Annotated in this window: 17 protein-coding genes and 1 pseudogene; 6 read left to right on the top strand and 12 right to left on the bottom strand. The window is 72.0% G+C overall.

The annotated features are described in order from the left end of the window. Positions 1-232 precede the first annotated feature (232 nt). The gene (locus tag ACFV1W_RS32170) at positions 233-1,489 is read right to left on the bottom strand and encodes an Ig-like domain-containing protein (protein ID WP_380420785.1); all 1,257 of its coding nucleotides are present in this window, start codon (positions 1,487-1,489) and stop codon (positions 233-235) included. Between ACFV1W_RS32170 and ACFV1W_RS32165 the strand changes: the two are divergent. Both ACFV1W_RS32165 and ACFV1W_RS32160 read left to right on the top strand, forming a co-directional pair. Further along, a pseudogene (locus tag ACFV1W_RS32165) lies at positions 1,452-2,057 on the top strand (helix-turn-helix domain-containing protein); the annotation flags it as partial. The gene ACFV1W_RS32170 and the pseudogene ACFV1W_RS32165 overlap by 38 nt on opposite strands. Positions 2,058-2,288: 231 nt before the next feature. Beyond that, positions 2,289-3,047: a hypothetical protein gene (locus ACFV1W_RS32160; protein ID WP_380420787.1), complete on the top strand. Its 759-nt coding sequence runs from the start codon at positions 2,289-2,291 to the stop codon at positions 3,045-3,047. Positions 3,048-3,092: 45 nt separating this feature from the next. On the opposite strand, the gene ACFV1W_RS32155 is transcribed toward ACFV1W_RS32160, so the two are convergent. After that, complete coding sequence (locus tag ACFV1W_RS32155; RefSeq protein ID WP_380420784.1) at positions 3,093-3,995, bottom strand: LysR substrate-binding domain-containing protein; 903 nt, start codon at positions 3,993-3,995, stop codon at positions 3,093-3,095. A gap of 158 nt (positions 3,996-4,153) precedes the next feature. Here ACFV1W_RS32155 and ACFV1W_RS32150 point away from each other — a divergent pair, with 158 nt between their 5' ends. Then, complete coding sequence (locus tag ACFV1W_RS32150; RefSeq protein WP_380420783.1) at positions 4,154-4,447, top strand: DUF1330 domain-containing protein; 294 nt, start codon at positions 4,154-4,156, stop codon at positions 4,445-4,447. A gap of 102 nt (positions 4,448-4,549) precedes the next feature. On the opposite strand, the gene ACFV1W_RS32145 is transcribed toward ACFV1W_RS32150, so the two are convergent. Together ACFV1W_RS32145 and ACFV1W_RS32140 are read right to left on the bottom strand one after the other, a co-directional pair. After that, positions 4,550-5,944, bottom strand: coding sequence for a hypothetical protein (locus tag ACFV1W_RS32145; protein ID WP_380420782.1), 1,395 nt, complete (start codon positions 5,942-5,944; stop codon positions 4,550-4,552). Between the two features lie 50 nt (positions 5,945-5,994). Then, on the bottom strand, positions 5,995-10,239 hold the full coding sequence (locus ACFV1W_RS32140) for an NACHT and WD repeat domain-containing protein (RefSeq protein WP_380420781.1): 4,245 nt from the start codon (positions 10,237-10,239) through the stop codon (positions 5,995-5,997). A 133-nt stretch (positions 10,240-10,372) separates the two neighbouring features. On the opposite strand from ACFV1W_RS32140, the gene ACFV1W_RS32135 reads away from it, so the two are divergent. Then, positions 10,373-11,386 carry a translation initiation factor 2 gene (locus ACFV1W_RS32135; RefSeq protein WP_380420780.1) on the top strand — a complete coding sequence of 338 codons (1,014 nt, stop codon included), beginning with the start codon at positions 10,373-10,375 and terminating at the stop codon, positions 11,384-11,386. Between the two features lie 235 nt (positions 11,387-11,621). Here the strand turns inward: ACFV1W_RS32135 and ACFV1W_RS32130 are convergent, their stop codons facing one another. Together ACFV1W_RS32130 and ACFV1W_RS32125 are read right to left on the bottom strand one after the other, a co-directional pair. Next, positions 11,622-12,710, bottom strand: coding sequence for a hypothetical protein (locus tag ACFV1W_RS32130; protein WP_380420779.1), 1,089 nt, complete (start codon positions 12,708-12,710; stop codon positions 11,622-11,624). A 370-nt stretch (positions 12,711-13,080) separates the two neighbouring features. Continuing rightward, the gene (locus ACFV1W_RS32125) at positions 13,081-14,427 is read right to left on the bottom strand and encodes an alkaline phosphatase family protein (protein WP_380420778.1); all 1,347 of its coding nucleotides are present in this window, start codon (positions 14,425-14,427) and stop codon (positions 13,081-13,083) included. A 403-nt stretch (positions 14,428-14,830) separates the two neighbouring features. Here ACFV1W_RS32125 and ACFV1W_RS32120 point away from each other — a divergent pair, with 403 nt between their 5' ends. Beyond that, positions 14,831-15,397 carry a Uma2 family endonuclease gene (locus ACFV1W_RS32120; protein ID WP_380420777.1) on the top strand — a complete coding sequence of 189 codons (567 nt, stop codon included), beginning with the start codon at positions 14,831-14,833 and terminating at the stop codon, positions 15,395-15,397. Positions 15,398-15,585: 188 nt separating this feature from the next. Here ACFV1W_RS32120 and ACFV1W_RS32115 read toward each other — a convergent pair whose 3' ends face one another. The 3 genes from ACFV1W_RS32115 to ACFV1W_RS32105 all read right to left on the bottom strand — a co-directional run bounded on the left by ACFV1W_RS32115 (position 15,586) and on the right by ACFV1W_RS32105 (position 18,777). Then, positions 15,586-16,911, bottom strand: a complete 1,326-nt coding sequence (locus ACFV1W_RS32115) for a serine/threonine-protein kinase (RefSeq protein ID WP_380420776.1) — start codon at positions 16,909-16,911, stop codon at positions 15,586-15,588. Positions 16,912-17,083: 172 nt separating this feature from the next. Further along, the gene (locus ACFV1W_RS32110; protein ID WP_380420775.1) at positions 17,084-17,821 is read right to left on the bottom strand and encodes an MBL fold metallo-hydrolase; all 738 of its coding nucleotides are present in this window, start codon (positions 17,819-17,821) and stop codon (positions 17,084-17,086) included. Between the two features lie 5 nt (positions 17,822-17,826). Beyond that, the gene (locus tag ACFV1W_RS32105; RefSeq protein ID WP_380420774.1) at positions 17,827-18,777 is read right to left on the bottom strand and encodes a saccharopine dehydrogenase NADP-binding domain-containing protein; all 951 of its coding nucleotides are present in this window, start codon (positions 18,775-18,777) and stop codon (positions 17,827-17,829) included. 253 nt (positions 18,778-19,030) lie between these two features. Here ACFV1W_RS32105 and ACFV1W_RS32100 point away from each other — a divergent pair, with 253 nt between their 5' ends. Then, a complete protein-coding gene (locus ACFV1W_RS32100; protein ID WP_380420773.1) occupies positions 19,031-19,510 on the top strand; it encodes a MarR family winged helix-turn-helix transcriptional regulator in 480 nt (159 codons plus the stop codon). Between the two features lie 159 nt (positions 19,511-19,669). On the opposite strand, the gene ACFV1W_RS32095 is transcribed toward ACFV1W_RS32100, so the two are convergent. The 3 genes from ACFV1W_RS32095 to ACFV1W_RS32085 form a co-directional block, all read right to left on the bottom strand. Further along, positions 19,670-20,338 (bottom strand): hypothetical protein, encoded by a 669-nt coding sequence (locus ACFV1W_RS32095; RefSeq protein WP_380420772.1) that lies wholly within the window; start codon positions 20,336-20,338, stop codon positions 19,670-19,672. A gap of 212 nt (positions 20,339-20,550) precedes the next feature. Continuing rightward, on the bottom strand, positions 20,551-21,423 hold the full coding sequence (locus ACFV1W_RS32090) for a nucleoside hydrolase (protein ID WP_380420771.1): 873 nt from the start codon (positions 21,421-21,423) through the stop codon (positions 20,551-20,553). Positions 21,424-21,926: 503 nt separating this feature from the next. After that, positions 21,927-22,694 carry a 3-oxoacyl-ACP reductase gene (locus tag ACFV1W_RS32085; protein ID WP_380420770.1) on the bottom strand — a complete coding sequence of 256 codons (768 nt, stop codon included), beginning with the start codon at positions 22,692-22,694 and terminating at the stop codon, positions 21,927-21,929. Positions 22,695-22,699: the final 5 nt, after the last annotated feature.

Below are 22,699 nucleotides of genomic sequence, written 5' to 3'. Positions count from 1 at the left end.
GGGGGGGGGGCCGCGGGCTCTCGGCTGGGCCGGCGGGGGGCCGCGGCGGCGGGCCGGCCCCCCCGCCCCCGCTGTGGACGGCTGCACGGCTGCCCCGCGGCAGCGCCGTACGGGCTCAACGCCGTCACCGGACGTTTCGGGGCTCCCGACGTTCCGGTGGTGCTTTCGACTCAACGGCCGTCCGGGCCGGCCCGGGCCGCCGTGCGGAGGACGGCTGCTCGGCAGGCGGCTGCTACCAGTTGGCCCAGGGGAGGTTCCAGCCGCCGAGGCCGTTGTCGGGGGAGACGGTCTTCTCCTTGGTGTTCACGACCGTGACGACGTCGCCGATCAGCGAGCTGTTGAAGAACGACCCTGCGGGGGACGTGTCGCTGCCGCCCTCCACGTCCTTGAGCGAGACGCAGCCGTGGCTCGTGTTGGCCTTGCCGAACAGGTCGACCTTGTACCAGTAGTTCCCGTGGACGTAGGTGCCGCTCCTCGTCAGCCGCATCGCGTGCGGGGCGGCGGGGATGTCGTACTCGTCGCCCAGGCCGACGGTCTGGGAGTTCATGTGGGTGACCTTCTCCTTGGACATGATGACCATGGTTCCGCCCCAGGAGGGATGCTTGTCGTCGCCGAGGGTGGCGGGCACGGTGGTGGACTTGCCGTCCCGCACGATCGTCATCTGGTGCGTGGCGGCGTCCGCGGTGGAGACCTGGGACCGGCCGATGGTGAACGGTTCGTCCTTGTCGACGTCGCCCCACACACCGGGGGCGACTTCGACGTTCTTCAGCCGGTAGTGGATGGTGACCTTGGTGTTCGGCTTCCAGTGATCCGCCGGGCGGAAGTCGATCCGGTTGTCGCCGAACCAGTGGCCCTTCACCTCCGTCCCGTTGTCCGTTTCGAAGGTGATGGCCTTGGCGACGGCGTCCTTGTTCACGATCCCGCTGCTGAAGTCCACCTCGACGATCATGCCCACGCCGTAGGTCTGGCCGTCGGCGATGTTGTCGTTGGTGGACACCTGCTTGCCGGGCGAAGCGGTGGTGAAGGCGCTGGTGGCCGCGGCGACCAGACCCTCGGGGTCCTTGGCCTGGGCGCTCACCGTGTACGCCGCACCGGGGGCGAGCGCGGCGGCGGGCTTCCAGCCGGTGCCGTCCGCCGTGATCGAGCCCTGGACGGGCTTGCCGTCCTTGTCGGTCACGTCGACGGCGGTGAGCTTGCCGTGGGACACCGACACCTGGAGCGCGGTCGGTGCGACACCCCGGGCCCCGTCCTTCGGCTCCACGTCCAGCACGGCGGTCGACGTCCTCGGCACGGCCGTGGCCGCCGTCCCGCCGGGGGCGACGGGCGTGGCGGAGGCGGCGGGACCGGCGGCGTCGGCGCCGCCCTTGTCCTGGCCGTCGCCGCAGGCCGCGGACATCAGCAGGACCCCGCCCACCGCCAGTGCCACCGCACCGCGGTGGAGTCGGTCGTTGGTGCGTATCGCGGCCCGGGCCGCCCGAACAGTGCTCACAGTTGCTCCCTCTAGGTGTTCGCCGTCAGCTTGTGCGCCGGGTCGTCCCAGCCGCAACGGTGGGCCGGTGATCTGGGACGCGGGGACGCCTCTACCCTGTTTGAGCTGGGAAGACGTAACCTTCCTGGGACGCGTCGGCAAGGGCCCGGGATGGCCCGCCCGGTGCCGCCGGCGACCTTCGGGGGAACCGTGGGCCGGTCTGCGGCGTGCTTGTCTGCCGGAGCCCCCGTCGGGTCGGCGTCCCGTGCGATCCGGTTGCCGGCCATCCGGCTTCCGGCCATCCGGTCGCCGGTTACGGGCCGGATCACCGGGGCGCGGGCTCCGAGGGGGTTCGCGAGCGGGTGGAGGATCAGTGTCGGAGGGGACCGGGGAGTTGAGGGAGGCGCAGGAGGTCGCACGGCTGCTCCAGGAACTGAAGAGCCGTTCGGGCCTCAGTTACGGCGCGCTGGCGAAGCGGCTGCACGTGAGCACGTCGGCGTTGCACCGCTACTGCACCGGCGACGTGATGCCGGTGGAGTTCGATCCGCTGGAGCGCCTCGCGCGCTCGTGCCGGGCGACACCGGAGGAGCGCACCGAGCTCTACCGGCTGTGGGTCGTCGCCCACACGACGCGGGGGAACCGGCAGGCGTCCGCACCTGCCCCCGCGCCGGAGGCCCCACCGGCGGTTCCGGTGGCGGCACCGGGAACGGAAGAGGCCTTGGAGACGGCGCCGGAAACGGATCCCGTTCCTGTTCCTGAACCTGCACCGGAAGCGGCACCGGCACCGGCACCGGCACGGAGACCGGCCGCGGAAGCCGTCGTGGAGGACGGGACGGCCGCCCCCGCGCACACCCCCGCGGTGCTCGCCACCCTCGGGGCTGTCGCCATCGGGCCCAGGACTCACCCGGGCGGTGACCCCACGTCCGCTCCGGCCCCGGCGGCGGACGCCGGGCCGTCCGCCGGATCCCCGGCCCCGAGTGCCCCGATCACCGTCACGGTCCGCCCGTCCGACCGGGAGGCCGCGTGCGACCAGTACGTGGTCGACAGCCCGCCGTCGGAAGTCCCGCGTCCGCCCGCGGCAGTGGACGTCCCCGCCTGGGTGGCCAGGACCGGTGCGGTCGTCGGCCACTACCAGTCGATCGAGCTCACCGTGCAGGGCACCGGCAGCGACACCGTCGTGCTGACCGCGCTCAACGTCCGCATCGCCCGGATCGCGGCCCCGCTGGCCTGGAACGCCTACTCCATGGGCGAGGGCTGCGGCGGCGGAGTCGACGTCCACTCGTTCGACCTCGACCTGGACGCGGCCCGCCCCCGCCCGGTCGTGACCGAGGGCGGCGCCGGCCTGCCGGTCAAGGTGAGCGAGCGGGATCCGGAGGTCATCGAAGTCACCGCCGAGACCACCTCCCACGACGTCAGCTGGTACCTGGAACTGGAGTGGTCCAGCGGCAGCCGGACGGGCACGTTGCCCATCGGCGTCCGTGACGGCACGCCGTTCCGCACCAGCGCGGTCAAGGGCCGGCCGCTGTTCAGCTACCCGATCGGCGGGAAGGCCTGGGAGCCGAGCCCCTTCCAGCAGTGACGGGACGTCCTGCGCCGACCAGTCGGTTGCTTGACCTCCTGCGCGTCAGTCCGGCAGCCAGTGCAGCTCCTGCGCCAGGGTTCTGGCGACGGCACGGATGCGGCGGTGCAGTGGCGACTGCTCGCGTGGGAGGACCAGGTGGATCGTCAGGCTGGGCGCGCCCCGCAGCGGTCGCCAGGTGAGCCCGGCCGGTTGCACCGTGGCCGCGGCTTCTCCGGCCGGGGCGAGGGTGACCCCGTCGCGCAGGTCGCGCTGGGACATGTCGAAGGAGACTGCGGGCGTGTGGAACCGGGGGTGTGGACGGGTGTCCCGGAACAGCGCGGACAGCTGGTCGTGGATCACGGGGTTGGCCGCGCGGTCCGGGAGTCGCAGCGGATACGCGGCCGCGTCGGCGATCTCTATCTCCGGGCGCTCGGCCAGCGGATGGTGCTCCGCCAGCTGGACCCCGATGCGCGCACGCCGCAGCAGGAACCGGCGCACGCCACGGCCCGGTTGTTCACCGCGGGTGATCCCGGCATCGATGCGGCCGTCGGCGACCGCGGGGGAGACCTCCGGTGTCGCCATCGGGACCGCGGCGACCTCCAGCCCGCTGTTGCCGCGAACCAGCCTGTCCACCAGGGCCGGTGCCGTCTCGGCCCCGGTGCTGAGGCTGTATCCGATGCGCAGCGTGCCCAGTTCACCGGCCGCCGCGCTGCGGACGGTGTCCCACGCCCGGTCCAGCGCCGCCAGCGCGGGCGGCGCGGACTCCGCCAGGGCCGCACCGGCCGTGGTCAATACGACGCTACGCGTGTTGCGGACCAGCAGGGCCGTACCGAGTTCCTTCTCCAGTCGGCGCATCCGGGCGCTGAGTGCGGGCTGTGCGATACCGATCCGTGCGGCCGCGCGGGTGAAGTTCAACTCCTGCGCCAGCACCAGGAAGTACCGCAGGCTCACGGTATCCGGCGCCACGTGCCCTCCCCGCGGATTGATAGCGATCCGTTCTGAGCCTATCCCGTACCGGTCTTTCCCCCGACCGCACAGCTCGCCCTAACCTGCACCTGCCGGGATCGATCGATCCGGGCGTCGATTCGACGTCGGACGTTCCGGCCGGAACACAGGAGGTTTCCATGGCCAAGGGCTACTGGGCCAGTGTCTACCCCGCCGTTTCCGCCCCTGAGGGGCTGACTGCCTACGAAAAGCTGGCCGGTCCGGCTGTCCGGGCCGGGGGCGGGCGCGTCCTGTCCCGTGGCGGGCGAGTCGTCGCCCACGAGGCCGGAATCACGCAACGCGTCGTCCTGATCGAGTTCGACAGCTTTGAACAGGCCGTCGCGGCATACGAGAGCGAGGCATACCAGAAGGCGCTGGTGGCCCTCCCCGACGGCGTCGAGCGCGACTTCCGCATCGTCGAAGGCATCGACTGACCGGCGGGCCCAGCCAACAGCGGCGCAGCGGCACGCCGTTCGGCCGCCGGATCGACCGGCTGACGCGGGCCGGGTTTCCCGGGGCAGGTCCTTCCGGCAGTTTCAGTCCAGCACCAAGAGGGTCTCCTGCTGAACAGCGGCAGTCGTCACGCGAGGCGCTTCGACCTCGACGACCCAGATACCCGGCGGGGGCGCGAACTCGGCCCGGTAGCGGCCGTCTTCCAGCGGGAGCAGCCGCCGGCGCTCCAGGACCTCCCCGGTCGTGGGCGAGACGAGGCGGCCTTCCAGGAACAGCCCGGACTCCTCGGACACGGCGGCCACTTCGACCGGCTCCCCCTCGGCCACGGCCTCCGGGACGTCGACGCCGAATCCGACGCCCAGGGTCTGGAAGGGGCGGTGCTCAAGGGCGTCGTACCGGTCCATCAGCTGGCGGTGCAGGTGGACGTCGTTGGGCAGGGCGGTGTGGCCGAGCCGGAACCAGTCGACGCGTGCCCCGTCCTCCCAGTCCTGGGGCGTGGCGGACAGGCAGGCAACCGTTCCGTCGCCCTGCCAGCGGCTGTCGCCGGGGAAGCGGTCGGCGTAGCGCACCTCGCCCGCGGAGACCCGCATCAGCACGTCCGTCGGCTCGCCCCGGCCACCGGCCGCGAAGAGGCGGTAGGCCGCGGGCCTGCCCGCGGCCCTGTCCGCCTCCGCATTCCGCCGCGTACACGTGTCGAGTTCCCTCCGGAAGTCGAAGGCGTCCCGCACCATCGCGCCGTCCAGGTCGGGCACGGAGACGTCTTCGAGCCGGGTGCCGTCCGGGTGGCCGGCCACGCACTGGTAGGTGGGCAGAAGCTGGTGCACGGACGGCATGCTCCTCGCCGCCTCCACCAGGAGCGTGCGGAAGCGTGCGGGCACCCCCCGCAGCTTCCGCCCCGGGAAGGTCCCGGTGAGTGCCTGCACGGCCTTGACCGCTCCCGCGTACGGCGTGCCCATGGTCACCATCGACCGGGCGGTCTCCCGCCCGCCCAGGACCTCCAGGTAGTACCGCGTCACGAGCCCGCCCATGGAGTGGCAGATGAAGACGACCCGGGGTTCCTCGGGATCGTGCCGGGCCCGGCAGGCCTCGCTCCAGCGCGCGAGCTCTCGCTCCACGAAGACCTTCAACCGCTCGGCCGAATACCGGTTCGACAGGCGCCAGTCGTAGGGGAAGACGACCATCCGGCCTTCGACCAGGCTCGCCAGGTGGCTGGCGAGCTTCTTGTAGGCCACGTGCGGCATCAGTCCGGGCCAGATGCGCGGTTCGCGCAGCAGGTCGGCGGGCAGCACCGCGTGTGGTCCGTCAGGCGCCTCGTTCCCGATTCCCGGCGGCAGCGTCAGGCGTTCGAAGTACCGCTCCATCCGGAACATCACGCTGCCGCCCACAGCGGGTGTCAGGTTCCACAAGTCCTTCCCGTCCGCGTCGCGCAGCACACTGCCCATCACACCCGGAACGAAGACGACCAGGTCGTTCGCCATTCTTCTCCTCCCCGCCCTCGGGACGTCCCGAGGGGCGCGTCCTCCGCCCGTCAGCGGCGCTCCTCGATGCACAGCATGTCCGTGCGCTCCAGCCCCACCGCTGCGACGAGCAGCCCTTGTTCCCCGGGAGCGGCGAGCACCCGGTGCACCTCGTACCCGCGGTCCGGCACCGGCCGGTCCTTCGGCGCCCCGCCCGCAGCGGACTCGTCGAGGGTCCATTCGTGGATGGTCCGCGAACGGGATGCCGCCAGGAGGACGAGTCGTCCTGTCGCGGTGGTTCGCAAGGCCAGCGACCGGACGCCGGCCGCCTTGGTGACGGCGTGCAGGTTCCGTCGTCCGCAGCGTTCTCCGGGCGGCTCGTCGAGGGAACCGGTGAACACTCCGCCGGACGTCGCGACGGCCAGGCGCCGCCCGCCCCGCGCGTCGTGGGTCCCTGCCACGGCGTGGGCGCGCTCGCCCTGGGGCAGCCGGAACCTCAACGGATCGCCGGGCTCCGCCCTCTCCCATGCCCACACCGAGTCGCCGGCGGTCGCGAGCAGGAACGGCTCGGCACCGGGCGACTCGACGACCGCCAGATGCTCGATCAGCCCGACCCCGACGTGCAGGCTGGCAAGTGGTTCTCCCCCCGTCACGTCCCAGCGGCGTACGTACCGGTCCTCCGCAGCCAACGCGCGCACGGTTCCGCTGCCGGTGGACAGCGCGATCGCGGTCACGGCGCTGTCCCGGTGCAGGTCGAGGGGAAAGTCCTCCCCGATCCCGTCGGGCAGCGTGCGGACCCGCAGGCAGGGCCCGTACGCGGGGTGCCGGCCGCCGACCGCGAGCCAGAGCGTGCCGTCGGGGGCGCCCCGGAGGTCGATGGAGGAGACGCGTTCCAGCCCCTTCTCGTCGGCCAGGTGCCGGCCTTGCAGGTCCCACACGCGGGCCGTGCCTCCCGCAGCGAGCGCCAGTGCGCCCCGGCCGGGCTCCGTGACGGCCATCGTCCCCACGTGCTCGCTACCAGGGCTCGGCATTCCGGGGCGCGTTCCGGGCACCGCGCCCGCGGACGTGCCGGCCGCTGTCCGCCACACCCGGATCCGGGACCCGTCCGCCACGCACACGGAGCCCTCGGTGTCCCCGAGGAAGGCCACCGAGGTGGGCCGGGTACGGTGTCCGGGCAGGCCGGGCAGTTCTTCGCCGTCCGCCACCCGCCACATCCGGACGGTTCCGCCGTCGACGGCCGCCACCAGCAGTTCCCCGCCGTGGCGCCGCAGGACGACCGTCGAGCCGGACGGATGGCGCAGGGCGGCCTGGTGGACGGGCGCGGCACTCGGCCGGTGGCCGCCGGTGATCCGCCAGACCCTCAGCTGCGGGCGGGCCGTCCCCAGGACGGCGACGTGAAGGTCGGTGCCCGAATCCGTGGCGGCGAGGACCTCGCTCCGCCCCGCCTCCGCCCCGAACGAGAGCCTGCGCTCGCCGGTTCGCGCGTCCCACAGGACCACCCCGCTGTCACCGGCGGCGAGAACGCACGCCAGGCCGTCCAGCGCGCCGACGGCGACGCCGTGGACCCGTCCCCACCCTGGCCAGGGCAGGAAGCCCGAGTGGTGCGGGCGGCCGTCCTGCCACTGCCACACGGCGACAGTCGTGCCGCTCGCGGCCGCGACGAGGCCGGTTCCGCCGGGCGATCCGGCCGCGACGGCCGCGACGCGCGCACCCCACCCGTACTCCCGGACGGGTTCGACGGGCCCCGGTCCGGCCGACCAGACGAGGACCCGCTCGACGTCGGCGGCCACGGCGACCGCCGGATCCCCGGGCGCGGCGGCCAGGGCGTGGAGGCTTCTGCTACCGAGCCAGCTGTGCAACGGGGTGGGCCGTCCACCCGGCTGCGGCCAGTGCCACAGCCTCTCCCCCGCCGCCAGCAGGCCCCCGCCGCTGCCGGCGGCGACGGCCTTCACGTCTCCCCGGGGGACTCGGAGCGTGCGGAAGGGCGGGACCGGTCTGGTCGTCGTCCAGCGGTCCGCCCAGAAGAGGGAGCCGGCGGATCGGGCCCAGGACAGTAGTGCGGGGTGCTGGTACAGCGCTGTGGCCTGCAGGAGGGCCGAGCGTTCGACCGCGGACTTCCCCGCCATCTCCTCGGCGATCCGCCGGTACAGCTCCGCCTCGGGAGTCGCCGTGCCGCCTTGCCCGTCCAGCAGCAGGATCAGCCGCTCCGGCTCGGCGTTGACCAGGAACTCGGCGTCCTCGACGACCTCGTGCAGCCGACCGGCCGCTGCGGCGTGCGCCGTCGCGTAGCGGGCGATGTACGGGTTGGTCGCGCCGCGCCCGCGGTAAAGGGTGCGATGGATCCCCAGCAGGACGTCGGTCAGGGCGGCGTGCAGTTCGCCCACGGACCGGCCGGCCTCCCGCACCAGGTGGTGGGCCATCGCCTCGTGGCTCAGCCGGTACACCGGCTGGCCGCCCTCCCCGTACTCCACGATGTGCGCGCCGGCCGCCCTCCGGATCCGGCGTACGTCGTCCGGCGCGTACCGGACACCGTGGCCGAGGATTGCGGCCAGGCGGACGGCCGCCTTGAGCCACATGTCGTCGTCGTGCGGCAGCCCCGCGCCGTACGACAGCGCCAGCGGGAGCAGCAGCCCCCGGGCCCAGCCCGCCTCGACCGTGCCACCCGGTCCGGCCGAGGCCACCCGGTCCAGGTCGCGGATCTCGTGGCTCAGTGCGTCCTCAAGTCCCGAGGCGAGGACACTGCGGAACTCCTCCGCGTCGGGCGGCAGGGTCTTGCCGAGCCGGACCAGCGCGGAGCAGTGGAGCCGCGCCACGAGGAAGACCCCTTCGCTGCGTTCCACCAGCACCCGCGCCACGGCGTCCCGCAGCCCGGAGTCGTCCCTGTAGGGGGAATCCTGCACGGACAGCCGGTGGTTCACGTACTCGGAGATGTCGTCGGCCCGGTCCGGAACCTCGTCGAGGTCGTGGACGGTGGCGTCGAGCGCCGACAGCCCGGCGGCGATCGTGCGCCGGGTGCCGACCAGGACGCGTACGTTGCTCTGCTGACCCAGCGGGGTGAGGACGTCCGTCATCACGGAGTCGAGGTGTGCGGGGTCCGTCTCGTCGAGACCGTCCACCAGGAATGCGGCCTCCGCCTGGTGCCGGCACTCCTCGATCAGCGCCTTGACCACCTCGCCGACTTCCTTCCAGCCGGCCTCGGGCTCCTCGATCTGCATGCCCCGCGCCAGTTCGCAGGCAGCCTCCATGGCACTGCGGCCACGGCACTGAATCCCCGCGTCGATCGCCCCCGCCAGCCTGCCGCGCTGCTGGGCGGTCAGTTTCCGGTACTGGGGCGTGTCCTGGATCGTCATCATCGCGATCTGTCCCAGCAGTGCCGACTTGCCGCTGCCCGGCGCGCCGGTGACCACCATGATCCCGCTGCGTCCGGAGGAGCAGAGCCAGTCGGTGATCTTCCTGAGGGAGTGCCGCCGCCCGATGAAGGAGACGCCCTCCTCCTCCAGCCGCAGACCGGGGAACCTGCTCCTGAGCAGTCGCTGCACCTGCTCCCCGAGCAGTTCCTGCCGCCGGGTGGGCGCAGCGGCGGACACCGGTCGCGCGGAGGGGTCGTAGTAGGGGTTGGCGAAGAAGCCCAGAAGTCGGCCGCCGCCGTGGAGTTGTGGGGTGACGAGGCTGCCCGACGACGATTCCATCAGCACCTGGCGCACCGCCTCGAACACCGCCACCCCGTGCACTGCCCTCGCGTACGGATGCCACAGCATCTCGTCCCGGTACGCGTGATGGCGGGCCTCGGCCAGTTCCTTCCACGCTCCGAGCCACAGCCCGACCTGCGCGAGTTGTCCCCCTCCGACGGTGCCCAGGCACCCGATGCTGCGGACGGAGCCGTCCGGCCCCGGGAGCATGGTGTCCGGGGAGACTTCCAGGTCGACGTAGCGGCGGTACACCGTGTAGGCGATGTCCGCGGCGTGGCAGGTGTCGACGATCAGGAAGACATCGCCGCTCAGCCTCGTGACGAACCTCCCGAGTTCCTCGGGGAAGAACATCCCTCGGTCCCTGGCCGGGTCGTAGTCCCGGCACGGCAGGACTGCGACGTCCTTGCCGAGGCTGACGCCGTGCCCCACCCAGTAGAGGAGCTTTCGCTCGGCCCGGGACCGCCGGACCTGCTCAAGCCCTTCCTCGACCTGCTGCTTCGTCCCCGAGATGATCGGAGCGTCGGCGTTGAAGCCCAGGCGGCGGGCCAGCGCCCGGAAGTCCTCCGCGCACCCGCGGGCCGGTTCGAGCCGGGCACTCGGGTCGACGTCGTACCGGTCGACGCACACGACGAAAGCCTCACCGTGCCCCCCTGCTGCCCCTGGCATCTGCCTCCTCCGCCTCCGACGAGGATGTTGCAACCATCGCGCGGTTTATGCAACTGTCCTGGAAAAACCAGTACTTGACCGGAGGAAGACCGCCGTGCCGGATCGCGATCCCCTGAGAATCGGGCCGCTGCAAACCGCCTGTTACGTCTTCGAGGGCGACGGCACCCGCCCCATCACCGAGAGGAACCTGAAGGTCTACTACGACGCCGACGAGCCGGTCTACGTCCCCGACGACGTGCGTCGCTGGCGCCAGGAGATCGAGGACGAACAGCGTACCCGCGCTGTCACGGGCACCGACCGGCGCTGGAACCATCCGCGATTCGCCGTCGAGACGATCGCCGTCACCCGCACGGATGACGTGGAGGACCCGATCGTCGAGCTCAGGTTCTCTCCTTCGGACTACTTCACGTTCCTCGCGGCCCAGCAGCTCGACCGCACCCTGGAGGAGGGCGGCGGGGCCGGATTCACGCTGCGCCGGCACTACCTTGAGGGCAGGGACCCGGTCACCGTGAACGGGTTCCTGTCGAGCAGCTTCGGCGCGAACGTAGCGGTGGTGACCGGCAAGGACAACCGCATGCTGTTCTCGCGGCGCAGCGCCGTCGTCGGCGTGAACGCCGGGTTCTGGAACTCGTCGGCCAACGAGGGCCTTTCCGCCAAGCACGACCTGAAGGACGGCGTCCCGGACGTCTTCGGCGCCGCTCGCCGCGCACTGCGCGAGGAGCTCGCCGTCCACCGGGACGACGCCTGCGACCTTGAGCTGCTCTCCCTCGGCATGGACATCGACCGCCATCAGTGGGCGGCCTTCTTCCTGGCCGTCCTGCCCGACCTGAGCGAGGAGGACCTTCGGGACCGCTGGAGCCGGGGCATCGACGACAGATGGGAGCACACGGAATTCCGATTCGTGCCCGCCGAGCCCGACGACGTCCTTGACTTCCTCCTGGACCACCGGAACCGGAACGAGTGGACGGCCTGCGGGCCGGCCCTGTTCTTCCACGCGATCGTCCGCCTGATGACCATCCGCCTCGGCGACGCGGGCGAAGGACGCCTCGCGGTGGAACGGGCCATCGGCCCCGCAGTCCGCAGGGCCGAGTCGCGGACCCCCCGGTGACCCGAAGGCGGACCACGACTCCCGCCCGACGCCCCGCAGCCCTGCACCGCCAACAGGGACGAGACGGCCTTCCCCGGCGATGACGGACGGCTGCTGCGCCCGGGCGTCACCCGGTTTCGCGACGACGCACAGCGGCGCGGTCAGCGCCACCGGTAGGACGTGGCGGTCATCGCTGGGAGCAGCAGCGGGCCGCCCGCGGCGGTGTAACGACGTCAGTCCGGCGCCGTACGGCTGATCACGTGGGCGGAATCCCCAGGAAGACCGCGGCGGTCCTGTTCTTGTCGTACACACATGCCTGCGTGCCTGAGGTCGTGTCGACGTCGCAGATCTGTGCTCGCACGTCGATGAACTGGTAGGCGCTCAGTGAAATGGGATTCTCGATCACCGCCTTGACCGCCCCGTTGGCATCGGGCTCCAGGGAACCGCTGGTGATCACCTCGCACGGGTTGTCCTTGTGGCTGACGGTGTTGCAAACCGTGTTGATCAGGCAGTCGTCGAGACGCCAGTACTTCTTCGCCCCGTTGACGCCCTCGAAGCATCTGGCACCGAGGGGGAAGCTGCGCGGAATCGCCTGCACGACGACACCGATTTTATCGCCGTACGCGAGTTTCGAACTCTCCACCGCAACGGACACGACTCCGACGGATCCGGCGCTCTTCAAGGAGGCTGACACCTGCGGATAGGCCGCGGCCGTCTGGCTCTTGGTCTCCAGCCGCGCGGCCGCGAAGGCCGCGAGGGAGGTGAGGATGACCGCGCAGATCAGAAGGACCGACGTGATGCCCGGCCGGGAACCTGCCGGCGGCACGACCGGTGGAGGCAGCTCCGCCCACTCCGGTGGATCGATGACGACCGGAACAACCGTCGTCCGATGCCTCAGCCAACGACGGATCCAGGCCCACGACCTCCCCCAGCCGCACCAGTAGAAGCCCAGGATCACCATCGCCAAGAACAACCCGCCGGCAGAAAGAGCTGCCAGCGGACACGCGTCGGGCGCAGTCCTCCTCGGAATGTCGATGGCGCAGATCACGAGAGCGGTCAGGCCGATGCAAGCCGCGAAGATGGAGGGCACGAAGTACGGCGGCATCGTCCGGCTATTGGAAAGAAAGGTCGCCGTCATGGCGACGGTCAGGGCCAGCAACATGATGGCCGCCACCAACGTAGCCTCAAGCGGATTGTTGCGGAGGACTGTCGTGAGCTCCGAACTGCGAAGTCCAAGAAAATTCAGAGCAGCCGCGAAACCGGTCAGAAGAACCCCGAGGCCGTTCTTCAGTTTGTCGACGCCCGAGTCCTCCGACGGTGGGGAACTCTCTGCATCTGTCGTCACGAAGAACAGCTCCTCTCGACCGCACCGCTCTCACCCGATCCTCGCAGCGCACCACGTGGCCTCTCCGCAGTGACACACAGTCGGTCACCGGAGCGGCACCAGGGCCCTGCCGTCCCTGGCGAACACCCGCAGCACTCAAGGTCGCCGATTCGAGCGGGACGAGTACGCGGAAGAGGCGGATGGCGCCGCCGCGCACCCGCAGCCGGGGGCGGCGCGGTCACACGCCCGTCGGCGGTGTCCGCGGCCGCTCCCCCTACAGGCCGGGCGGCGGCGGTGCTGCTGCAAGTGGCCACCGGCATGAAGCGGTACGCGGCCGAGTACCAATGGCTACGGTCTGCCGGCTGCCTTCAGAAGCTGGAAACCACGGCTCTCAAGGTTTCGGAAGGACGTGCTCGGCGACAAGGCCGTCGTAGACGGATTCGAGGTGGGAGGTCACGGCACGGGCAGGGTTCTCCCCCTTGGAGACGGGGACGATGACACCCTCCAGCGGATTGTCGTCGCGGGGTTCGTCCAGGGTCAGGACCCCTCCGATACCGGGGGCCGCCTCGTCCCGGGCGGTGAGCGGAGGCACGTCCCACCGCTGCTGGACCGTCTTGAGCACCGAGGTGTGATCCAGTGGCACGCTGCCAGCGGGCACATCGAAGACGGTACCGCGGGCGATGAGCGGGGAGACCAGCACCGTGGGCACCCGCACCCCGAATCTGGTGAAGTCGAAGCCGGCCTCTCCGGCCTGTTGATCGGGCGGTGCGGCGCCGACGGGCGGGGGCACGTGGTCGTAGCAGCCGCCGTGCTCGTCATAGGTGATCACCAGCAGGGTCTTGGCCCAGTGCGGCCCGGTGCGCAGCGCGTTGTACACGTCGAGGAGCAACTGCTCGCCGGACGCGACGTCATCGTTGGGGTGCTGGCTGTTCCCGTCGTGCTTCCAGGCGGGTTCCAGGAAGGTGAACGCGGGCAGGGAGCCTCCGGCGGCGGCGTTCTTGAAGTCGATGAACTGGCCGAAGTGCTGGGCGCCGGCCCCTTGGGTGTCGGGGAAGTTGGCCCTGGTCAACGGCGGAAGGTTGTAGCCGTAGATCACCCAGCCGATGCCCTTGTGGGTGAGGCGGCCGAAGATGCTGTCCGTCTTGAACATGACCTTGTTGGCCTTCGCCTGGTTCTGGCATTCCGTGTCGCTCACCAGGCCCAGGCTGGTACCGGCGAGGGCGAAGCCCCGGTTGGGCAGGGTCTGGGTCGGCACCGAGCAGTACCAGTGGTCGCACACCGCGTAGCCCCGGGCCAGTCCGGACAGCACGGGCAGCGCTTCCGGGGGGAAGCACCCCATGATGTCACTCGCGGTGACACCCGGGGAGTTGCCCTTCCTGGTCGGGAAGATCTGCGCGAAGTCGGTGACGAAGCCCTCGTTGGTCGCGACGGGGGCTGGCGTGGGCACCTGTTGCGATCCGAACAACTGGTTGTTGACTCTGTGGTACTCCTCTCCGGGTATGGAGCCGGGCATGAAATACGCGCCGGGTTTGGTGTGGTCGATCGGGAAGACGGTGACTTTGCCGCCGTTCCCGTCCGGGTTGGACTCCGCGCCGGTCAGGCCTTCGAAGGACTGGCCGGACGGGCGGTTGCCCTGGTCGGTGTAGAGGAATCCGAGCATGCTGTCGAAGGAGCGGTTTTCCAACATGAGGACCACGAGGTGGTCCATCCGGCTCAGAAGTGCGGTGTCCGATGACATCTGGCACCTCCGCGAATCGTGCGGATCGGAGGATCGGGGCCCCTGCCGCTCGCGGTAGCGGCCCCTTACCACCACCGTAGGAGCCGACCCCTCGCTCTGGCCAAGTCCGGGGAACCGGAGCCGCTGGATGAAGCGCGGCGACAGTCACACGGCGTCGCCTCCCGCGCTCGCTGCGGTCGCGCACCAGCCGCTCTGCGGGTCTCCGAGCCGGGAGACCAGGTACGCCGCAGGGTAGGAGGTGAACCAGAGTCCAGCGCCCTCCCAACGGCGCCGCCGAGGTGGAGATGACCGGAGGTGACACCTAGTAATGTTGCTGGGTGCCCTCGCCCCGCTCGCACCGCGGCGTGCCAGGGTGGTCGCTGGACCCGTTGCAAGGACCGAGATCCGGACAGGAGAGCAGCAGGTGAGCACGGCGCACGCCGGCCCGGGTGACTACAGCCAGGTGCCGAATCCGGAGCAGGCACTGAAGTACGCGATTCAGCACATCGCGGGTGACCGCGTGGAGATCGTCGAGGGAGTCATCACCCCCGTGTCACCTTCCTGGGCCCACGAGACCGCTGTGGACCTGATCCGTGAACAGATCGGTCCCCGCATGCGTGAACTCGGCCTGCGCGCCGGCTCCGGCAACCTCGACCTGCCCGGCACGGAGAACTACTACGTCCCCGACCTCGCCGTGGTCCCCGCCGAGCTCGCGAAGACCGAAGGAGCACTCCTCCCCGACCAGACCGTACTCGTCGTCGAGGTGACCTCGCCGTCGAACGGCGACACCGACCGGACCTTCAAGCGTCGGCGCTACTCCCAGTTCGGCGCCCCCGTGTACCTCCTGGTCGACCGGCAGGAGCGCACCTGCACCCTCTTCTCCCAGCCGGGCCGGCTCGGCTACACCCTGGTCGAAGGCCCCCACCCCTTCGGCACGCCACTGCGGCTCCCGCCGCCGTTGAACACCGAACTCGACACAGCAGGGTTCTGAGGCCCACCCGGCCCGCAGGCAGCGGCCCTGGCGGACGCGGAGCCAAGGTCAGCGGAGGATCCCGCCGGCCACCGTCCGGGGTCGGGTGATCGCGCGGTGACAGGCCGCGGTGACGCGCGTGCGTCGGTGCGCCCCTCGACCCGGCGGTTGCGGTCGCACCAGGCGGGCCGGGCAGCGGCGGAGCGGCTTCACGGCTTGAGGTCGGCGGTGAGGGGCCCGCCGTCCAGGCGGCGCAGGGTGCAGTAGGCGTAGTGCTCGCTGCCGCTGGACCAGCCCTCCTTGTCGGGGCCGAGCACGGTCGAGCCCAGGTGTGCGGGCAGCTGGGGGTCGAGCTCCTGGCGCTGCTGGGCGCAGGCCGTACCGGTGCGGGCGACGGCGGCCACCCAGCTGCCCGCGTTCGTCGTCCGGGGCAGTTCGTCGACCCGGCGGACCTGGCCCTGGTGCGGTTGGGAGCAGTCGACGACGGACCAGCCGAGGTGCCGGTCGAGATCGGCGTCGGTCACCGGGGCGGTGCCGGTGTAGTTGACGCACTGCCCGACCGCGAGCCTGGGCGGCGCGGTGGGCCGGGGCGGAGCGGACGCACCGGCGACGGCCTTCGCGTCCTCCCCTTCACCGAGCCAGGACATCCCCACGTAGGCGGCCGCCAGGACCGCGAAGGCCGTGCCCAGCGCGAGGGCGGCGCGGCGGGTCAGGTGGGCCCGCACGCGGTCCCGGTCGGCCTCGTTCGCATGACCGGCGATGCCGTGCAGCCGGGCGGCGACGGCCGCCGCGTCGTCCGGGCGGTCGGCGGGCCGGGGGGCGAGCAGGCCGCGCAGCAGCTGCTCCAGTTCCGGCGGCGCGTCGGGCCGCAGCGCACGCAGTGCGGGACGCTGCCCGCGCACGACCGGGCGCAGTCCGGTCAGGAGGGCGTACAACGTGGTTCCGAGCGCGTACAGGTCGGCCCGGGCGTCCACCCGGGAACCGCTGAACTGCTCCGGAGCGGAGAAGCCCGGCGTGCCCATCGCCGCGGTCAGCTCGACCGGTCGGCCGGTGCCCGGGTCGGCGGCGGGCGGGCGGCCCACCAGGCCGAAGTCGAGGATCTTCACCGTGCCCTCGTCGGTGAGGAACAGGTTCCCGGGCTTGATGTCCCGGTGCACCAGGCCGGCCCGGTGCGCGACCGCCAGCGCTTCGGCCACCTGCACGCCGAGCTCGATCACCCGGGACACCGGGAAGGGCCCGTCCAGCAGTCCGTCCTGCAGCGAGTGGCCGGCCAGCAGTTCCATGACCAGGTAGGGCTGCCCGTCGTGTTCGCCGAAGTCGTGCACCACGACGATGCCCGGGTGCTGGAGCCCGGCGGCGGCCTGCGCCTCGCGCAGGAAGCGGGCCCGGTCGGACGGGCCGTCGTCCTGCATCAGTTTGAGGGCGACCGGTCGCCCGAGCAGCGTGTCCTGCGCCGCCCAGACCTCACCCATCCCGCCCGCACCGACGAACCGGTCCACCCGGTACCGCCCGGCGACCACCGTTCCGACCCGCACTGCCCACCCCTGATGCGAAAAAGGCAAAGGCTACTGCCCTTGACCACTGCGCCCGTGGCGGCCTCGCGGTTGACGCGCCGTACGGCGGCACGGGGCCTCCTCGGGCCTGTCCGGCGATCCCGTCGAACCGGCGCGCGGCGTCGGGCGCCCGGCAGGATCCGCCGGCCAGGCCCTAACGGATTCCGCCGGCCACCGCCTGCCGCGCGGCCCGGGCCAGGCCGTCCGTCCAGGCTTCGCCGTGGCCCGGCAGCACGGTGGCGATCTCGTGTTCGGCGATCTTCTCCAGTGAGGCCAGCGCGGCCGTGCTGTCCTGGGTGAAGGCCCGGCAGATGACGCACGGTCCGACCCGGCCGGCCACCGAGTCGTGCGTGACCAGGGCGTCGCCGGTGAAGGCGACCGAGGCGTCCGGGAAGAGGTAGCTGGTGCTGCCGTGCGTGTGGCCGGGCGTGTGGACCGCGAGCGGCGCGCCGGGCAGGTCGAGTTGCTGGTCGTGGGTGAAGGTGCGCAGGCTGCGGACCGGCGGGATGCGCAGGGCGCCGCCCCGGGCCAGGTGCAGCGGCGCGCGCAGGCTCTGCGGGCGGCGGACCGCGTAGCCGAGCAGCGAACGCTCCGGGGTCCAGACCTCGTTCAGCCGCCGGGGCTCGGTCAGGATCGGCGCGTCGGACTCGTGCACCCAGATCTCGGCGCCGGAGGCGGCCCGGACCCGCTCGGCGACGCCGACGTGGTCGGGGTGGCCGTGGGTGACCAGCACCGCCGCGATGTCGGTGACCGGGCGGCCGAGGTCGCGCAGTGCGGTCCGGAGGCCGTCCCAGTGCGCGGGCAGTCCGGCGTCGACCAGCAGCAGGGCGGGCCCGGTGTCGACGAGGTAGAAGTTGACCAGGTGGTCGCCCAGGCGGTGCACGGTGGTCATCGGGCTCACCGGCCCAGCTGGATCGTGGTGCCGGGCAGGGACGCGACCGGTTCGGCGCCGAGCAGCCGCGCCGCCGTCCAGGCACCGGGCGGCGGGCCGTCGAGGAGGCGGGTGGCGGTCGCGACGGCGACCGCCGTGGTGAACGCGAACCCCTCGCCGGTGCTGAGCTGGGCGGTGTGCACCCGCCCGTCCGCGTCGGTGAGTTCCGCGTAGGCGTGGGAGCGGCCGTCGTCCGTCCCCGCGCCGCGCGGCACCGCGTACGCGGTGACCTCCGGTGCACCGCTCGCCTCCCGCGCCGCCTCCAGGTCGCCGACCGGCACGGGGATCACGGTCCGGGCGGCGCCGCCGAAGGTGAGGGTGGTGGCGCCCTCGCCGAGCGGCGCGCGCACCAGCTCACCGGCCCGGTAGCGGGTGGCCCCCTCGGCCATGGCCTCGGCGACGGTTCCGCGCACGCCGTCGGTGTCGTGGGCACTGTGGGGGGCGGTGGCGACCCTCACCGCGGTCGCGCCGACGCCCGTCCCCAGCAGGGCCAGCACCAGTGCCTCGGTGGCGGCCGGGCCGAACCCGGCTCCGGTCACCAGGGTGGCGCCGCGTCCTCGGGCCTCGGCGTCCCGGTCGAGCAGGGCGCGTACGGCGGCCCGCTCGTTGGCGAGGTCGAGGTAGGCCGTGCCGGCGTCCAGGCAGGCCGCCACCACCGGCGGGGACAGCCGGGCGAACGGACCGACCGTGTTGACCAGCACCCTGCCCGCCCCGGCCGCCGCGATCAGCGAGGCGGGGTCCGCCAGGTCCACCGTCAGGACCGACACCGCCCCTGCCTCGAACCGGGCCGCGGTCCGCGTCAGCCGCGCGGCGTCCCGGCCGGCGAGCACGACCCGCCGACCCCGCCGGACCAGTTCCTCGGCGATCAGGCCACCGGTGGTGCCGGAGGCGCCGAGGACCACGAAGTCACTACGCATGACCATGCCCCTTCCCGTCGACGGGGCTCTCCCGCCGACGGGGAACATCATGACACAACATCGATGTCATGTCATCGATGTAGCGTCATCGATGTCTGGTCATGAATGCTGGGTCATCAATGTCGTGCCATTGATATGCTGGCTCCCGTACTCGGGCGGCGGACCAGGCAGACCGGCAGACCCGCAGACCGGCACACCAGGCGGACCAGGCCGACCAGGCGCCCCCGGGTCCGCCGAGAGCGAAGGAGCGCACGTGACCGCCGACCGCAGCCACTCCCCCCGGGCCGCCCACGACGAGCTGCGCTACCTGCTGCTGGCGGCCCAGCGCGAGGGCAGCCGCCGGTTCGGCGAGGCCCTGCGCCCGCTGGGTCTGACGCCGCCCCAGGCCGAGGTGCTCGACGTGCTGACGGCCCACCAGCCGGTCACCCTCGCCGCCCTCGGCCGTCTGCTCGTCTGCGAGCAGGGCAGCCCGAGCCGACTGGTCGACTCGCTGGTCCAACGGGGCCTGGTCAGCCGCCTCCCCCACGAGCAGGACAAGCGCGCCGTCCTGCTCGAACTCACCGCCGAAGGCCAGGCCCTGGCCGACCGGCTCGGCGAGGCGACCGGCCGGCTCGCCGCCGCGATGGCCGAACCGCTCTCGGCCGCGGACATCGCGACCCTCACCGGCCTGCTGCACACCCTGCTCGAAGGCACCGACGTCGCCCGGACCGTCCGCAACCGCTTCCCCCGGTAGCCGTCCCGGCGACCGGCACGGGGACCCGGTTCGGCCGGCCCGGTGCGGCGGGCACACTCCCGCGCACGGCGGCGGCGGAAGCGCGCCCTGGGGAACGGCTCCCCGTCCGCCCGGCTCCGGACCAGGCCCGGACCAGGCCCGGACCACCCCGGGTCAGGATCAGACACACCAGCTGTCGAGGATGAGCAGGACGCCCACCGTGTTGCCGTCGGCGTCCAGGCACTCGGTCGTGTTGGAGCCGTCCGGGTCGGCCAGGACGCCCAGCACGGTGCCGGTGCCGTCCTCATCCGGGATCATCAGCCAGTCGTTCGCGAAGTCGCCCTCGACCGGCTCCACCGGCCAGTCGGCCGGGTCCACCGAAGCGCTCCGGAGCATCTCGCGGAGGTTCTCCAGCCTCCAGCCGCTGTCCTCGGCGGCGCGTGCGTGCAGGGCGGCCCAGGCGCGCTTGAGCATCCCGGTGCCCGGCTCGATCCAGACCGTGCTGGGGTTCGCGTGCACCACGGCCAGGCCGGACGGGGTCGCCACGCGGTCGCCCCAGTCCTGCGTCCGGACCGGGACGCTCTCGCCGGCGTGCACCAGGACCGCCACCGGGTCCCCGGGTGCGTCCTCCCGGGCGATCAGGTAGACCGGCGTGCCGCCGGGCCGCATCGGGAAGCCCCCGCCCTCCGGCCCCAGCGGGTCGTAGATCGTGCCGTCGCCCGCGGCCCCCCGGATCAGGCCGAGCCGCTCGATCCGCCAGCCGTCGAGGGTCCGCACGCCCTCGGACGGATCGGCCAGGGCCGTGCTCAGCGCGGGCATGAACTTGTACTCGTCATCCTGGTAGGACATTCGATCACTTCCCGAAGTCGTCGTTGCCGAGGAGCGTAGACCGCGGCACCGACACCCCGGTGGCCGTCCCCGGGCAGGGCGGCAGCGGCGGCCGCGGCCACGACAGCCGCACCGCGAGAGGCGATCGACCGGCCGGTCGGACGGACCCGACCGACCCGGGCCGACCTGGACGCCCCGAGGGGGCTCTTCGAGCCCGCTCGGAGCGAGGGCCGCTACCCGGTGGCCGTGAGCACGTCCAGGAATCGTGCGTGGTCGACCGAGACCGAGATCCGCGTCCGGGTGCCGGCCGCCGGACGCGCACCCCAGGCGCCGCGCTCGCGGTACACCTCGACCTCGCGGAACGCGCAGACGGACTCGTCGAGCGCCACTGCCGCCGCCAGCGGGTCGTGGAAGGCCTTGCCGGCGCGGCGCTTGGCCAGATAGACCCCCATGCCCTCCCGCACGAGCGCCATCCCGGGTGTGAGCCGCCGTGCCGACAGGGCGGCGTGCATCTCGCCGTCGTAGACGACGCCGTGGCAGACGTTCTTCGAGACGAGCACCCGCTCACCGACGTTGGGCGATTCCAGCAGCTTCAACGCGGCGTCCGGAGCGCCGTTGAAGTTGAACGTCGGGCAGGTCTCGCGTCCCTCGAACTTGGGGAGACGGTGTTCGGGCGGCACGACGGAGTCGCCGGCGAAGCCGCCCTGCGCGACCCAGCGGGCGATGCGCACGTCCGGTTCCCGGTCCAGGAGCATGCCGGCGTTCTTCAGCGGCGCCCCCGTGAGCAGCGTCGCGTCCCCGTCGGCGAGGGCGTCCCGCAGCAACTGCCAGGCCTCGGCGTCGGGTTCGCGAGGCGGAACCTTCCCGAGCCACCGGCGGTGGAAGCCCGACACCGGCTTCACGTCGGCGCCGGGCCGGTACGCGCCGACCGGCGCGCTCACCCCGAGGCGCCCGAGGAGGTGCTTGACGATGCCGACCTGCTCATCCGATCCGGGCATGACCGTCACGGCCACCAGGCGTGCCCACGGATGGGTCGCGAGCGCACACAGGGTGAAGACGTCGTCGGGGTCGCCGGTCTCCATGTCGAACACGATCGGGATCGCCATGCCCGAGACCGTACCGATCCGACCGAGCGGCACCAACGGAATATCGGCGGGACGAGCGCGTTCCGCCGCCTCCTCCTCGGCGGGCGACGTCACGTCGCGGCACAGGCCGCGCAAGACCCCGGGACCGGCCGAAGGCGGGTGGCTGCTGGCAGCCACCCGCCTCCTCCCTTCCTCCGGCGGCTATCGGCCGTTGGCGCAAGCGCGCGTCCAGTCGATCAACTTCTGCACCACCTCGATCATGACCCTCTGCTTTCGTTCCGGCATGAAGGGCCAGCAAACCCACGCTGGCGCCGACAGCAGGACGAACAGCAGCAGGGGCAGGAGCGAGAGCGCAGGGAGGAAGACCCTCAACACACCAGGAGTGGGCACGACGTGTCCTTTTACTCGAAGGAATCGAAGTGCGACACCGCGGCCCACCCCTTATCTACTACCTTTGCCGCGGCGATGAGCCTAGCGCCCTTGACCACCGGACCGCCACGACCGCCTGACGGGCGACCGGAGGGCTACTGCGGGGTCACGTAGGCGCCGGAGATGCCGCCGTCGACGAGGAAGGTGTTGGCGGTCATGAAGGAGGAGTCGTCGGAGGCGAGGAAGGCCACCGCGGCGGCGATCTCCTCGGGCTCGGCGAAGCGGCCCAGCGGGATGTGGACCAGGCGGCGGGCGGCGCGCTCCGGGTCCTTGGCGAAGAGCTCCTGCAGCAGCGGGGTGTTCACCGGGCCGGGGCACAGGGCGTTGACGCGGATGCCCTCGCGGGCGAACTGGACGCCCAGCTCGCGGGACATGGCCAGCACGCCGCCCTTGGAGGCGCTGTAGGAGATCTGGGAGGTGGCCGCGCCCATCACGGCGACGAACGAGGCGGTGTTGATGATCGAGCCCTTGCCCTGGCGCTGCATGTGCGGGATCGCGTACTTGCAGCACAGGTAGACGCTGGTGAGGTTGACCTCCTGGACGCGCTTCCAGGCCTCCAGGCCGGTGGTGAGGATGGAGTCGTCGTCCGGCGGGGAGATGCCCGCGTTGTTGAAGGCGATGTCGAGGCGGCCGTACTCGTCGACGGCCCGCTGGAAGAGGTCGCGCACCGCGGCCTCGTCGGTGACGTCGGCCTGGACGAACAGGCCGCCGACCTCGTTCGCGGCCTTGGCGCCGGTCTCGGGGTCGAGGTCGACGCAGACCACCTTCGCGCCCTCGGCGGCGAAGCGGCGGGCGGTCGCCAGGCCGATGCCGCTGCCGGCGCCGGTGATGACGGCCACGCGGCCGTCGAGTCGCTGGGTCATGCTGA

The sequence above is a fragment of the Kitasatospora sp. NPDC059648 genome, from assembly GCF_042734825.1.
Classification (GTDB): Bacteria; Actinomycetota; Actinomycetes; order Streptomycetales; family Streptomycetaceae; genus Kitasatospora.
The sequence above is the reverse complement of the archived record's forward strand: the minus strand, read 5'-3'. Positions and strand labels throughout refer to the sequence as shown.

Bases quoted from the DNA above. Each gene is read 5' to 3' on its own strand.
- ACFV1W_RS32150 (WP_380420783.1), top strand. From the start codon at position 4,154: ATGGCCAAGGGCTACTGGGCCAGTGTCTACCCCGCCGTTTCCGCCCCT.
- ACFV1W_RS32145 (WP_380420782.1), bottom strand. From the start codon at position 5,944: ATGGCGAACGACCTGGTCGTCTTCGTTCCGGGTGTGATGGGCAGTGTG.
- ACFV1W_RS32125 (WP_380420778.1), bottom strand. From the start codon at position 14,427: ATGTCATCGGACACCGCACTTCTGAGCCGGATGGACCACCTCGTGGTC.
- ACFV1W_RS32110 (WP_380420775.1), bottom strand. From the start codon at position 17,821: ATGACCACCGTGCACCGCCTGGGCGACCACCTGGTCAACTTCTACCTC.
- ACFV1W_RS32105 (WP_380420774.1), bottom strand. From the start codon at position 18,777: ATGCGTAGTGACTTCGTGGTCCTCGGCGCCTCCGGCACCACCGGTGGC.
- ACFV1W_RS32095 (WP_380420772.1), bottom strand. From the start codon at position 20,338: ATGTCCTACCAGGATGACGAGTACAAGTTCATGCCCGCGCTGAGCACG.
- ACFV1W_RS32090 (WP_380420771.1), bottom strand. From the start codon at position 21,423: ATGGCGATCCCGATCGTGTTCGACATGGAGACCGGCGACCCCGACGAC.
- ACFV1W_RS32085 (WP_380420770.1), bottom strand. From the start codon at position 22,694: ATGACCCAGCGACTCGACGGCCGCGTGGCCGTCATCACCGGCGCCGGC.